Origin of the sequence: Actinomycetospora sp. (assembly GCF_036497585.1) — a bacterium.
In the GTDB taxonomy this organism is placed as follows: Bacteria; Actinomycetota; Actinomycetes; order Mycobacteriales; family Pseudonocardiaceae; genus Actinomycetospora.
The window spans coordinates 1-10621 of record NZ_DASXJD010000160.1 but is presented as its reverse complement, the minus strand read 5'-3'; the positions used below and the strand labels follow the sequence as shown (position 1 = coordinate 10621).

At 70.9% G+C, this 10621-nt stretch carries 20 protein-coding genes and 2 pseudogenes; 21 read left to right on the top strand and 1 reads right to left on the bottom strand.

Annotated elements, in window-relative coordinates:
• The 18 genes and pseudogenes from VGH76_RS15610 to map all read left to right on the top strand — a co-directional run.
• Window positions 1-358 (top strand): annotated as a pseudogene (locus VGH76_RS15610) (30S ribosomal protein S3); the annotation flags it as partial.
• A 3-nt stretch (window positions 359-361) separates the two neighbouring features.
• The gene (gene rplP, locus VGH76_RS15605) at window positions 362-778 is read left to right on the top strand and encodes a 50S ribosomal protein L16 (RefSeq protein WP_169186799.1); all 417 of its coding nucleotides are present in this window, start codon (window positions 362-364) and stop codon (window positions 776-778) included.
• Window positions 778-1014 (top strand): 50S ribosomal protein L29, encoded by a 237-nt coding sequence (rpmC, locus tag VGH76_RS15600; RefSeq protein ID WP_169186800.1) that lies wholly within the window; start codon window positions 778-780, stop codon window positions 1012-1014. Before rplP ends, rpmC begins: the two co-directional genes overlap by 1 nt.
• A gap of 131 nt (window positions 1015-1145) precedes the next feature.
• On the top strand, window positions 1146-1388 hold the full coding sequence (gene rpsQ, locus VGH76_RS15595; RefSeq protein ID WP_331557607.1) for a 30S ribosomal protein S17: 243 nt from the start codon (window positions 1146-1148) through the stop codon (window positions 1386-1388).
• A gap of 55 nt (window positions 1389-1443) precedes the next feature.
• Entirely contained in the window at window positions 1444-1812 is a 369-nt protein-coding gene (rplN, locus tag VGH76_RS15590; RefSeq protein WP_018330916.1) for a 50S ribosomal protein L14, read from the top strand.
• 4 nt (window positions 1813-1816) lie between these two features.
• A complete protein-coding gene (rplX, locus tag VGH76_RS15585) occupies window positions 1817-2137 on the top strand; it encodes a 50S ribosomal protein L24 (protein ID WP_331557604.1) in 321 nt (106 codons plus the stop codon).
• A complete protein-coding gene (gene rplE / locus VGH76_RS15580; protein ID WP_331557603.1) occupies window positions 2137-2712 on the top strand; it encodes a 50S ribosomal protein L5 in 576 nt (191 codons plus the stop codon). The genes rplX and rplE overlap by 1 nt, the downstream gene beginning before the upstream one ends.
• A 1-nt stretch (window position 2713) precedes the next feature.
• The gene (locus VGH76_RS15575) at window positions 2714-2899 is read left to right on the top strand and encodes a type Z 30S ribosomal protein S14 (RefSeq protein WP_331557602.1); all 186 of its coding nucleotides are present in this window, start codon (window positions 2714-2716) and stop codon (window positions 2897-2899) included.
• Window positions 2900-2904: 5 nt separating this feature from the next.
• Window positions 2905-3150, top strand: a complete 246-nt coding sequence (locus tag VGH76_RS15570) for a hypothetical protein (protein ID WP_331557601.1) — start codon at window positions 2905-2907, stop codon at window positions 3148-3150.
• Window positions 3147-3545 (top strand): 30S ribosomal protein S8, encoded by a 399-nt coding sequence (gene rpsH / locus VGH76_RS15565; protein ID WP_169186805.1) that lies wholly within the window; start codon window positions 3147-3149, stop codon window positions 3543-3545. The genes VGH76_RS15570 and rpsH overlap by 4 nt, the downstream gene beginning before the upstream one ends.
• A 19-nt stretch (window positions 3546-3564) precedes the next feature.
• The gene (rplF, locus tag VGH76_RS15560; protein ID WP_331557600.1) at window positions 3565-4101 is read left to right on the top strand and encodes a 50S ribosomal protein L6; all 537 of its coding nucleotides are present in this window, start codon (window positions 3565-3567) and stop codon (window positions 4099-4101) included.
• Window positions 4101-4502, top strand: coding sequence for a 50S ribosomal protein L18 (gene rplR / locus VGH76_RS15555; protein ID WP_331557599.1), 402 nt, complete (start codon window positions 4101-4103; stop codon window positions 4500-4502). Before rplF ends, rplR begins: the two co-directional genes overlap by 1 nt.
• Window positions 4503-4539: 37 nt before the next feature.
• Window positions 4540-5133: a 30S ribosomal protein S5 gene (rpsE, locus tag VGH76_RS15550; RefSeq protein ID WP_331557598.1), complete on the top strand. Its 594-nt coding sequence runs from the start codon at window positions 4540-4542 to the stop codon at window positions 5131-5133.
• 3 nt (window positions 5134-5136) lie between these two features.
• Window positions 5137-5316, top strand: coding sequence for a 50S ribosomal protein L30 (gene rpmD, locus VGH76_RS15545; RefSeq protein ID WP_331557597.1), 180 nt, complete (start codon window positions 5137-5139; stop codon window positions 5314-5316).
• A gap of 2 nt (window positions 5317-5318) precedes the next feature.
• Complete coding sequence (gene rplO, locus VGH76_RS15540; protein ID WP_331557596.1) at window positions 5319-5780, top strand: 50S ribosomal protein L15; 462 nt, start codon at window positions 5319-5321, stop codon at window positions 5778-5780.
• 202 nt (window positions 5781-5982) lie between these two features.
• Window positions 5983-7302 (top strand): preprotein translocase subunit SecY, encoded by a 1320-nt coding sequence (secY, locus tag VGH76_RS15535; protein ID WP_331557595.1) that lies wholly within the window; start codon window positions 5983-5985, stop codon window positions 7300-7302.
• 96 nt (window positions 7303-7398) lie between these two features.
• Window positions 7399-7965 (top strand): adenylate kinase, encoded by a 567-nt coding sequence (locus tag VGH76_RS15530; protein WP_331557594.1) that lies wholly within the window; start codon window positions 7399-7401, stop codon window positions 7963-7965.
• 114 nt (window positions 7966-8079) lie between these two features.
• Window positions 8080-8871 (top strand): type I methionyl aminopeptidase, encoded by a 792-nt coding sequence (gene map, locus VGH76_RS15525; RefSeq protein ID WP_414637737.1) that lies wholly within the window; start codon window positions 8080-8082, stop codon window positions 8869-8871.
• Between the two features lie 55 nt (window positions 8872-8926).
• On the opposite strand, the pseudogene VGH76_RS15520 reads toward map, so the two are convergent.
• A pseudogene (locus VGH76_RS15520) lies at window positions 8927-9389 on the bottom strand (SDR family NAD(P)-dependent oxidoreductase); the annotation flags it as partial.
• A gap of 369 nt (window positions 9390-9758) precedes the next feature.
• On the opposite strand from VGH76_RS15520, the gene infA reads away from it, so the two are divergent.
• The 3 genes from infA to rpsM form a co-directional block, all read left to right on the top strand.
• Window positions 9759-9980, top strand: coding sequence for a translation initiation factor IF-1 (gene infA / locus VGH76_RS15515; protein WP_030532868.1), 222 nt, complete (start codon window positions 9759-9761; stop codon window positions 9978-9980).
• 22 nt (window positions 9981-10002) lie between these two features.
• Window positions 10003-10116 (top strand): 50S ribosomal protein L36, encoded by a 114-nt coding sequence (rpmJ, locus tag VGH76_RS15510; RefSeq protein ID WP_169186815.1) that lies wholly within the window; start codon window positions 10003-10005, stop codon window positions 10114-10116.
• 175 nt (window positions 10117-10291) lie between these two features.
• Window positions 10292-10621: 30S ribosomal protein S13 (gene rpsM, locus VGH76_RS15505; protein WP_331557593.1), on the top strand; the 330-nt coding region annotated here is incomplete at its 3' end.

The following is a 10621-nucleotide window of genomic DNA, read 5'->3' as shown; positions in this document are numbered from 1 at the left end:
GTCGCGCTCGGAGTTCTACCGCGAGGGCCGGGTGCCGCTGCACACGCTCCGCGCGGAGATCGACTACGGCCTGTTCGAGGCCCGGACCAACTTCGGCCGCATCGGCGTGAAGGTCTGGATCTACAAGGGCGACGTCGTCGGTGGCAAGCGCGAGTCCGAGCGCCAGGCGGCCCTCGACGCCGCCACGCGCGAGCCGCGCCGCGGCCGGGGCGAGCGCGGCGACCGTCCCCGCGGTCGTCGTTCGGGGGCCTCGGGCACCACCGGCTCGGGCACCGAGGCCGGGCGTGCCGCCGCCGAGGCCGCGTCCTCGTCGGCCGGGTCGTCGCCGTCCACCACGAGCTCCGGATCGGAGGGCTGACGCGTGCTGATCCCCCGCAAGGTGAAGTTCCGCAAGCAGCACCGGCCGGACCGCTCGGGTGCGGCCAAGGGCGGGACGCAGATGGCGTTCGGCGACTACGGCATCCAGGCCCTCGAGCACGGCTACGTCACCAATCGCCAGATCGAGTCGGCCCGTATCGCGATCACGCGCCACATCCGTCGTGGCGGCAAGGTCTGGATCAACATCTTCCCGGACCGTCCGCTGACCAAGAAGCCCGCCGAGACCCGCATGGGTTCCGGGAAGGGCTCGCCGGAGAAGTGGATCGCGAACGTGAAGCCCGGCCGGGTCATGTTCGAGATGAGCTACCCGAACGAGGCCACCGCCCGTGAGGCACTGCGTCGCGCGCAGCACAAGCTGCCGATGCGCTGCCGCATCGTCACCCGTGAGGAGGCGTTCTGATGGCAGCGGGAACCCCCGCCAGCGAGCTGCGCGAGCTGACCGGTGAGGAGCTCGTCGCGCGTGCCCGCGAGGCGAAGGCCGAACTGTTCAACCTCCGGTTCCAGATGGCGACCGGGCAGCTCGACAACAACCGCCGGCTGCGCACGGTCCGGCACGACATCGCCCGCATCTACACCGTGATGCGCGAGCGGGAGCTGGGCCTGTCCGTGGCTCCTGACGAGGAAGGAGCGGCATGAGCGAGAGCACCGCCACGAGCTCCGGAGCCACCGCTCCGGAGCGCGACGAGGAGCAGCAGGTCCGCTCCGAGACCAAGCAGGCCGGCAAGGCCGAGCAGAGCCCGGTCTCCGAGCGCAACGACGACCGCGGCCTGCGCAAGACGCGTGAGGGCCTCGTCGTCTCCGACAAGATGGCCAAGACGATCGTCGTGAGCCTCGAGGACCGGGTGAAGCACCCGCGCTACTCGAAGGTCATCCGCCGGACCAAGAAGGTCAAGGCGCACGACGAGCACAACACCGCCGGCCCGGGCGATCGCGTGCTCCTCATGGAGACCCGGCCGCTCTCGGCCACCAAGCGCTGGCGCCTCGTCGAGGTCCTCGAGAAGGCCAAGTAATCAGCGCCACCGAAACCATCCGGCGCCCGGCGCCGGGAAGGTCAGGAGAGAAGCAGTGATCCAGCAGGAGTCGCGACTCCGGGTCGCCGACAACACGGGAGCCAGGGAAATCCTGTGCATCCGTGTGCTCGGCGGCTCCTCCCGCCGCTACGCGGGGATCGGCGACGTCATCGTGGCCACCGTGAAGGAGGCCATCCCGGCGTCCGGCGTGAAGCGCGGCGACGTCGTCAAGGCCGTCGTCGTGCGCACCGTCAAGGAGAAGCGCCGCCCGGACGGCTCGTACATCAAGTTCGACGAGAACGCCGCGGTGATCATCAAGAACGACCGCGAGCCGCGTGGGACCCGCATCTTCGGCCCGGTCGGCCGCGAACTGCGCGACAAGCGCTTCATGCGGATCATCTCGCTCGCGCCGGAGGTGCTGTAGCCAGATGAAGGTCAAGAAGGGCGACACGGTCCTCGTCATCGCCGGCAAGGACAAGGGCGCGAAGGGCAAGGTCATCAAGGCCTACCCCGACCGCGACCGGGTCCTCGTCGAGGGCGTGAACCGGATCAAGAAGCACACGGCCCAGTCCGCGAACCAGCGCGGTGCCCAGTCGGGCGGGATCGTCACGCAGGAGGCCGCGATCCACGTCTCGAACGTGATGGTCGTCGACTCCGACGGCAAGGCGGCGCGCATCGGCTACCGCGAGGGCGGCGAGGGCGAGCAGAAGCGCGTGCGCGTCTCGCGCCGCAACGGGAAGGACGTCTGATGACGAGCGCCACCGACTCGCAGGAGCGGACTCGTCCCCGGCTGCAGCAGCGCTACCAGGACGCGATCCGCCAGGAACTGACCGACCAGTTCGGCTACGCGAACCCGATGCTCGTGCCCGGCGTCGTCAAGGTCGTCGTGAACATGGGCGTCGGCGAGGCCGCACGCGACTCGAAGCTGATGGAGGGCGCGGTCCGCGACCTCACCCTGATCAGCGGGCAGCGCCCGGAGATCCGCCGGGCCCGCAAGTCGATCGCGCAGTTCAAGCTGCGCGAGGGGATGCCGATCGGTGCCCGCAGCACGCTGCGCGGCGCGCGGATGTGGGAGTTCCTCGACCGCCTGGTCTCGATCTCGCTGCCGCGCATCCGTGACTTCCGCGGGCTGTCGCCGAAGCAGTTCGACGGCTCCGGCAACTACACGTTCGGTCTGTCCGACCAGTCGATGTTCCACGAGATCGACCAGGACTCGATCGACCGGCCGCGGGGGATGGACATCACCGTGGTCACCTCCGCGACCACCGACGAGGAAGGCCGGGCCCTGCTGCGTGCCCTCGGCTTCCCGTTCAGGGAGAACTGAGATGGCGAAGAAGGCACTGGTCAACAAGGCCGCCAAGACCCCGAAGTTCAAGGTCCGCGGCTACACCCGCTGCAACCGCTGCGGACGTGCTCGCGCGGTCCTGCGGAAGTTCGGGCTGTGCCGCGTCTGCCTGCGAGAGATGGCGCACCGGGGCGAGCTCCCGGGCGTCAGCAAGTCCTCGTGGTGAGCCGCGTGCAGGACGACGCCGTCGACGCAACCGTCGAGGAGGAGCTGCCGGGCCGGGCGATCGACCCCGACCTGCTGGCCCTCATCCAGCGCGTGGCGCACCGGGAGCACCTGCTCTCCGGCACGAGCGCCGACGCAGCACCCAGTACCAATTCTCTGACCCGCCCCGGACGCCGCAGGCCCGCCACGGGGTCGTCCGTCCGCCGGACGACCCGGGGTACCACGGCGAGGAAGGTGACCTGGTCGCGATGACGATGACCGATCCCATCGCGGACATGCTCACGCGCATCCGGAACGCCAACTCGGCGTTCCACGAGAACGTGACCATGCCGCACAGCAAGCTGAAGGCCCACGTGGCCCAGGTCCTGCTCGAGCAGGGCTACATCGCGGGATACCGCAGCGAGCCGGCGGCCGTCGGCAAGAGCCTCGTCGTGGACCTCAAGTACGGGCCCAACCGCGAGCGCAGCATCGCCGGCATCAAGCGGATCTCGAAGCCGGGGCTGCGCGTCTACGCGAAGTCCACCGAGCTCCCGCGCGTGCTCGGCGGCCTCGGCGTCGCGATCATCTCGACGTCCTCGGGACTCCTGACCGACCGGCAGGCCTATCAGCGACGGATGGGCGGGGAAGTCCTCGCCTTCGTCTGGTAGCGGGAAGGGGAACCGAACCATGTCACGCATCGGCAAGGCCCCGATCACCGTGCCGTCCGGAGTCGACGTCGCGGTCGAGGGCCAGAAGGTCACGGTGAAGGGCCCCAAGGGGACCCTGAGCCACACGGTGGACCGCCCCATCGGGGTGACGCTGGACGACGGCGTCCTCTCGGTGTCGCGGCCCGACGACGAGCGGGAGAACCGCTCGCTGCACGGGCTCTCGCGCTCGCTGCTGAACAACCTCGTCCTCGGGGTCACCCAGGGCTTCGAGCGCAAGCTCGAGATCCACGGGGTCGGCTACCGCGTGCAGCTCAAGGGCAACACCCTCGAGTTCGCGCTGGGCTACAGCCACCCCGTGCGCGTCGAGGCGCCCGAGGGCGTCACCTTCGCGGTGGAGAGCCCCACCCGCTTCTCGGTGCAGGGCACCGACAAGCAGGTCGTCGGCCAGGTCGCCGCGAACATCCGGCGCCTCCGCAAGCCCGACCCGTACAAGGGCAAGGGCGTGCGCTACGCCGGCGAGCAGATCCGCCGCAAGGTCGGGAAGACGGGTAAGTGATGGCCGAGACCACGCAGAAGAAGCCCACCCAGGTCGGGAAGAACGTCTCCGAGACCCGCCGCACGGGGCGCGTGCGCCGTCACGCCCGCCTGCGCAAGAAGGTCGAGGGCACGCCGGCCCGCCCGCGCCTCGTCGTCACCCGTTCCGCGCGGCACATCACCGCGCAGGTGGTCGACGACCTCGCCGGCCACACGCTCGCGCACGCGTCGAGCCTGGAGGCCGACGTCCGCGGGCTGGAGGGCGACAAGAAGGCGCAGGCCGCCAAGGTCGGCGAGCTCGTCGCCAGCCGCTCGAAGTCCGCGGGCATCGAGGCCGTGGTCTTCGACCGCGGCGGACGCCGCTACCACGGCCGCATCGCGCAGCTCGCCGACGCGGCCCGCGAGGGGGGCCTGACGTTCTGATGGCACCCCAGGAGAACCAGCAAGGGAAGGACGCCTGATGCCGGGCACTCAGCGCCGCGAAGGCGGCCAGGGCGGCCGCGACCGCCAGGGCGGCGGCCGCGGCGGCGCCCAGGACCGGACGCCGCACCTCGAGCGCGTCGTCGCCATCAACCGCGTGGCCAAGGTCGTCAAGGGCGGCCGCCGCTTCAGCTTCACCGCGCTCGTGGTCGTCGGCAACGGCGACGGCGAGGTCGGCGTGGGCTACGGCAAGGCCAAGGAGGTGCCGGCCGCGATCGCCAAGGGCGTGGAGGAGGCGAAGAAGAACTTCTTCCGCGTCCCGCGCGTGGGCGGCACCATCACGCACCCGGTGCAGGGCGAGGACGCCGCCGGCGTCGTGCTCCTGCGCCCCGCGAGCCCCGGTACCGGTGTCATCGCCGGCGGTCCGGTGCGCGCGGTCCTGGAGTGCGCGGGGATCGCGGACATCCTGTCCAAGTCCCTGGGCAGCCAGAACGCCATCAACATCGTGCACGCCACGGTGGCCGCCCTGAAGGCGCTGCAGGTCCCCGAGGCCGTCGCGGCCCGCCGAGGTCTGCCGCTGGACGAGGTCGCGCCGGCGCGGATGCTGCGCCAGCGCGCCGGTCGGGGGGTCTGACCCATGGCCGACCTCAAGGTCACCCAGGTGCGGTCCGGGATCGGGGGCAAGCGCAACCAGCGCGAGACCCTCCGCACCCTCGGCCTGCGCCGGATCGGCGCGTCGGTGACGCGCCCGGACGACGCGCAGAACCGCGGTCTGATCCACACCGTGCGGCACCTCGTCACGGTCGAGGAGGTCTGACCATGCCCGAGAACACCCAGTCGCCCATCAAGATCCACCACCTGCGGCCTGCTCCGGGCAGCAGGACGGAGAAGACCCGCGTCGGCCGCGGTGAGGCCTCCAAGGGCAAGACCGCCGGCCGGGGTACCAAGGGCACGGGCGCACGCAAGAACGTCCCCGCGACGTTCGAGGGCGGCCAGATGCCGCTGCAGATGCGCCTGCCGAAGCTCAAGGGCTTCCGTAACCGCAACAAGGTCGTCGCTCAGATCGTCAACGTCGGCGACCTGGCCCGGCTGTTCCCCGAGGGCGGCGAGGTCGGCCCGGCCGAGCTCGTCTCCGCGGGCGCCGTCCGCGCCGGACACCCGGTGAAGGTGCTCGGCGAGGGCGAGCTGGGCTCGGTGACGCTGCAGGTGAGCGCCCATGCGTTCTCCGGCTCGGCCACCGAGAAGATCACCGCGGCGGGCGGGACGACCACGGTCGTCTGACCCGCTCCGCAGGACACCACCCGGGCCCGGGCTGCCGATCGGCACCCCGGGCTCGCGTGCGTCCGGGGCCGGTCGGGGCACCCTCCGCCTGCTGTTACCCTCGCTCGAAGGCCCCGCCCGTTCCCGGAACTCCCCTTCCCGGGGTGCCGACCGCGACCGGTCGAGCGGCGGAGCCGGAATCGACGACCAGCTGGAGGTCCGAGTGCTCGGCCCCGTGCGGTCCGCGCTGGCGACGCCGGACCTGCGCAAGAAGATCCTGTTCACGCTCGGCATCGTCGCGGTCTACCGGTTCGGCGCGACGCTGCCGGCGCCCGGTGTCTCGTACACCAACGTGCAGGCCTGTCTGCGCCAGGTCCAGGGCGGTGACGCGGCGAGCGTCTACTCGCTGATCAACCTGTTCTCCGGCGGCGCGCTCCTCCAGCTGTCGATCTTCGCGCTGGGCATCATGCCCTACATCACGGCGAGCATCATCATCCAGCTGCTCACCGTGGTCATCCCGCGCTTCGAGCAGCTCAAGAAGGAGGGCCAGTCCGGTCAGGGCACGCTGACGCAGTACACGCGCTACCTGACGATCGCGCTGGCCGTCCTCCAGTCGACGGGCATCGTCGCGCTCGCCGACCGCGGGCAGCTGTTCCAGAACTGCGACCCGTCCCAGTACCCGATCCTGCCGAACGCCGGCATCTTCGACCTCGCGGTCATCGTGCTCGTCATGACGGCGGGCACCGCCGTGATCATGTGGTTCGGCGAGCTGGTGACCGAGCGCGGCGTCGGCAACGGCATGTCGCTGCTGATCTTCACCTCGATCGCCGCCCGCATCCCGGCCGAGGGCCAGCAGATCCTGTCCAGCTCGGGCGTCCTGGTCTTCTCCGTCGTCTGCGTGTTCGGCCTGGCGATCATCGCGAGCGTCGTGTTCGTCGAGCAGGGCCAGCGACGCATCCCGGTGCAGTACGCGAAGCGGATGGTCGGGCGCCGGATGTACGGCGGGACGTCGACCTACCTGCCGCTGAAGGTCAACCAGGCCGGTGTCATCCCGGTGATCTTCGGCTCGTCGCTGCTGTACCTCCCCGACCTGCTCTCCCGGCTGGTGGGCAACTCGACCTCGGGCTTCGCGGTCTTCGTCCAGAACTACCTGGCGAACCAGTCCAACTGGCTCCACATCCTGCTGTACTTCGCTCTGATCATCTTCTTCACCTACTTCTACGTCGCGATCACGTTCAACCCCGAGGAACGCGCCGACGAGATGAAGAAGTTCGGGGGCTTCATCCCCGGCATCCGGCCCGGGCGGCCCACGGCGGAGTACCTCCAGTACGTCCTCTCGCGGATCACCTTGCCGGGATCGATCTACCTCGGCATCATCGCTGTCCTCCCGAACTTCTTCCTGGGCCTCACCGGTGGTCAGAGCCAGCAGAACTTCCCCTTCGGGGGGACGGCGGTGCTGATCATGGTGGGTGTGGGTCTGGACACCGTGAAGCAGATCGAGAGCCAGCTGATGCAGCGCAACTACGAGGGCTTCCTGCGCTGACGGCATCCCCGCCCGGTCGCGGGGGCCGGAGACGGTCCCGACTCCGGCAGGATGGATGCGCGTGCCCGACGATGGGTGCGCAGGAGAGGAGTGGACATGAGGATCGTTCTGGTGGGGCCGCCCGGAGCCGGCAAGGGGACTCAGGCGGCGCGGTTGTCGGAGCGCCTCGGCGTCCCGCACATCTCCACCGGAGATCTCTTCCGCGACAACATGAAGAACGGCACGGACCTCGGCAAGGAGGCCCAGCGCTACGTCGACGCGGGTGACCTGGTGCCCGACGAGGTCACGGTCGCGATGGTCAAGGACCGGCTGGCGCAGCCGGACGCCGCGCGGGGCTTCCTCCTCGACGGGTTCCCCCGCAACACCTCGCAGGCCGAGGAGCTGAAGAAGGTCCTCTCCGACCTCGACCAGCGCCTCGACGCGGTCCTGCTCTTCGAGGTCGACGACGAGGAGCTCATCTCGCGCCTGACCGCGCGGGGGCGCTCGGACGATACCGAGGACGTGATCCGCAACCGGCAGGAGGTCTACCGCCGGGAGACCGCCCCGCTGATCGAGTACTACCGCGACATCCTCGTGACCGTGGACGCGATGGGCTCGATGGACGAGGTCACCGACCGGGCGATGGACGCGCTGGCCGAGCTGGCCGACGAGCCGGGGGACTGAGCCGCGGTGGGGCTCGCGCGGGTGGTGCGCGGGGCCGGCCAGCTCGGCCAGGCGAGCCTCGCCGACGTCGGGGTGAACCTCGGCCGGGTGGCCGGGCGGCTCTCGGGCGGACGGATCGGGAACGACGTGCAGATCAAGTCCCACGGGGAGCTCGAGGCGATGCGGGCGGCGGGTCTCGTCGTGGCGGACACGCTGGCCCGGGTGTCGGCGGCCGCCATGCCCGGGGCCACCACCGCCGACCTCGACGCCCTCGCCGAGTCCACGATCCGCGCGGCGGGCGCCGTCCCGTCGTTCCTGGGCTACCACGGGTTCCCCGGCAGCATCTGCACGTCGGTGAACGCCGAGGTGGTCCACGGCATCCCCAGCGCGGACTCGGTGCTCGCCGAGGGCGACCTGCTGTCCGTGGACTGCGGCGCGATCCTCGAGGGCTGGCACGGCGACGCGGCGGTCACGGTCTCGGTCGGGTCCCCGCGGCCCGGCGACGACGAGCTCTCCGCGGCGTGCCGGGCGGCGATGTGGGCCGGGATCGCCGAGGTCCGCCCCGGCAACCGGCTCGGCGACGTCTCGGCCGCGATCGAGGGCGAGGCGCGCCGTCACCGGACCCCGGCGGGCGAGGGCTTCGGGATCGTCGAGGACTACGGCGGCCACGGCATCGGCACCGAGATGCACATGGAGCCGTTCCTGCCCAACCTCGGCCGGTCCGGGACCGGGCCGCGGCTGCGCGAGGGCCTGGTGCTGGCCGTGGAGCCCATGCTGACCGCCGGAGAGGCCGAGACCGAGGAGCTCGACGACGAGTGGACCGTCGTCACCGCCGACGGTGCCCGGGCCGCGCACTGGGAACACACGGTCGCGGTGACCGACGCCGGTCCGTGGGTGCTGACCGCGCCGGAGAATACGGATAGCTGAGCTGTCCGCTATCCGCTACGCCGGTCCCCGGTACCGGGGACCGGCCGAGTACGCGGGCCTGGCCGATCTGGCCGTCGAAGGCCGCGACGGAGGCGGTGTTGACGACGACGCCGCGGTCGCCGGTCCCGAGTGCGTCGTCGGTCAGCGGCTCGGTCTCGCTCATCGCCTGCGCGGCGAGCCGGATGACGTTGAAGGTGCCGACGAGGTTGACGTTCAGGACCTTGGAGCACTCCTCGAGCGGGAACGGCCCTTGCGTCCGGCCGTCCGGTGCGCGTTGCCGATGCCCGCGCAGTCGACCGCCACGCGCAGCGTGCCGAGGCGGCCGCCGCGTCGATCGCCTGGGTCACCTGCTCGGGGTCGGTGACGTCAGCGGGGGCGAACACCGCGCGGTCGCCGAGGCCGTCGGCGACCTCCTTGCCCGCCGACGAGGGCAGGTCGACGATCACCACCGCCGCGCCCTGCGCGTGCAGCTTCTCCACGGTCGCCCGGCCGAGGCCCGAGGCCCCTCCGGTCACCAGCGCGACGGCACCGCGACATCCACGTCTCGTCCTCCGGTAGGTCGGGGTCGGGGATCGGCGTCATCGTGGCCCGCGGGCGAGAAACGGTCAACGCTGACGGTTGTCCGGCGTTCCCGACCCGGTGATCCGGCTCTCGACACGCCCCGCGTACACTCGATAGCTGGTGCGCGTGTCGTGCCGGTGTCCGCACGCGTCACCACAGCCCCGGTGTTCTCCGGGGAGGGTCCCGTGCGGTTCGGCGCGTCGGCGTGGCCCGATCCGACATGCACCCGCATGCCGGTGGAGCGGGACGACGAGGTCGTCCGGCGAGCGTTCCCGGCCCAGGCCGGGGGCGGGAGCGGGGCGGCCGGCGAGAGAAGTGCGGAGGACATGGCGAAGAAGGACGGCGCCATCGAGGTCGAGGGCCGGGTCATCGAGCCCCTGCCCAACGCGATGTTCCGGGTCGAGCTCGAGAACGGGCACAAGGTCCTGGCACACATCAGCGGCAAGATGCGTCAGCACTACATCCGGATCCTCCCCGAGGACAAGGTCGTGGTCGAGCTGTCGCCGTACGACCTGTCGCGCGGCCGGATCGTCTACCGCTACAAGTGATCAGCAGAGCGAGGAAGAGGACGTGAAGGTCCAGCCGAGCGTCAAGCGCATCTGCGCCAAGTGCCAGGTGGTCCGCCGTCACGGGCGGATCATGGTCATCTGCGACAACCTGCGGCACAAGCAGCGCCAGGGCTGACGCCCCGGGGCGCCCGGTCTCCGGGTGCCCGACACTCCAGAACATCCCCGTACCTACGCCGGCAGAGTCCCGGCGGAACCACCCCCGGCCCGGGAGGCCGGGGCCCGAGCGGTGATCCACCGCCTGGGACGGGCGGGGACCGACACCTCCCGACGACACGAGGAGTACGCGCCGCATGGCACGCATTTCCGGCGTCGACCTCCCCCGCGAGAAGCGGATGGAGATCGCGCTGACCTACATCTTCGGGATCGGCCGCAGCCAGTCCCGGACGATCCTCGCGGAGACCGGGATCGACCCCGACCTCCGCAGCAAGGACCTGTCCGACTCCGATGCCGCGGCCATCCGCGCGTTCATCGAGCAGAACCTCCGGGTCGAGGGTGACCTGCGCCGCGAGATCCAGGCGGACATCCGGCGCAAGGTCGAGATCGGCAGCTACCAGGGCCTGCGTCACCGCCGGAACCTTCCGGTCCACGGCCAGCGGACGAAGACCAACGCCCGCTCGCGC